The organism is Nocardiopsis valliformis DSM 45023 (assembly GCF_000340985.1).
In the GTDB taxonomy this organism is placed as follows: Bacteria; Actinomycetota; Actinomycetes; order Streptosporangiales; family Streptosporangiaceae; genus Nocardiopsis; species Nocardiopsis exhalans.
Genome location: NZ_ANAZ01000083.1, coordinates 1 through 998 on the forward strand (window position 1 = coordinate 1; position 998 = coordinate 998).

The 998-nt window shown below is 65.1% G+C and carries 2 pseudogenes; both read left to right on the top strand.

The window, feature by feature from the left end:
• A pseudogene (locus D457_RS33925) lies at positions 1–318 on the top strand (hypothetical protein); the annotation flags it as partial.
• Positions 319–465: 147 nt separating this feature from the next.
• Positions 466–998 (top strand): annotated as a pseudogene (locus D457_RS0131605) (hypothetical protein); the annotation flags it as partial.

Here is a 998-nt window from a genome sequence, read left to right on the forward strand (position 1 = left end):
CCGGTTCCGGGCCAGGACTTCTTCGTGCAGTCCTGGTACCAGGGCGGCGTCTCGGTGATCGACCTCAACGACCCTGACCAGCCGGTCGAGGTGGGTCACTTCGACCGCGGCCCGGTCGACCCGGAGAGCCTGCGTACCGCCGGTTCCTGGTCGGCGTACTACTACAACGGGCACGTCTACTCGTCGGACATCGAGCGCGGCCTGGACGTCCTCGAACTCACCGACCCCCGCTTCGAGGGGGCTGCGGAGACGGTCCTGGACGAGTTCAACTCGCAGTCGCAGCCCGAGCTCCCCGGGCTCCCCGCGGGGCGGTCGTGACGGCAAAGCCTAGGCACTGTGCGTAGCCAGATCGGGTCAGCTCTACATCGTGTTAACAACCATGTTTCTTTTGTTTCCCTCTATACATATTGATGTTGAACTGTGTACGTTCTTCCTGTTTCGCTCCATTCGGAATCAGGAGTACACATGGCGTCACCCCCCGTTCCTCCCCGCTCGAGACGCCCGCTGTACCGACGAGGCCTGACAGGGTTCGCTCTCGCCGGTGCCGCCGCCCTGACCATGGGACTTCTCGGTCCGGCCGCCGCGTCGGCGGACGAGCCCCCCTTCGAGAGCGACGCCGAAACCAGCGCGAACGTCACCCACGTGACCAATGTCCCCAAGTCCGAGGCCATGGACGACTTCAACTCGGACCTGGCCTTCACGGGTGACTACGCGATCGGCGGCAACTACAACGGTTTCGTCGTCTACGACATCTCCGATCCGGAGTCGCCGACCGTCGTTTCCGAGGTGCTCTGCCCCGGCGGCCAGGGAGACGTCTCGGTCAGCGGTGACCTGCTGTACTTCTCCGTGGACTACCCCCGCGCGAGCGACGAGTGCGGCGCGCCCGCAGTGTCCACCAGGGACCCCGACGGGTTCGAGGGCATCCGGGTCTTCGACATCTCGGACAAGGCGAACCCGCAGTACGTCGCTTCGGTGGCCACCGACTGCGGTTCGCACAC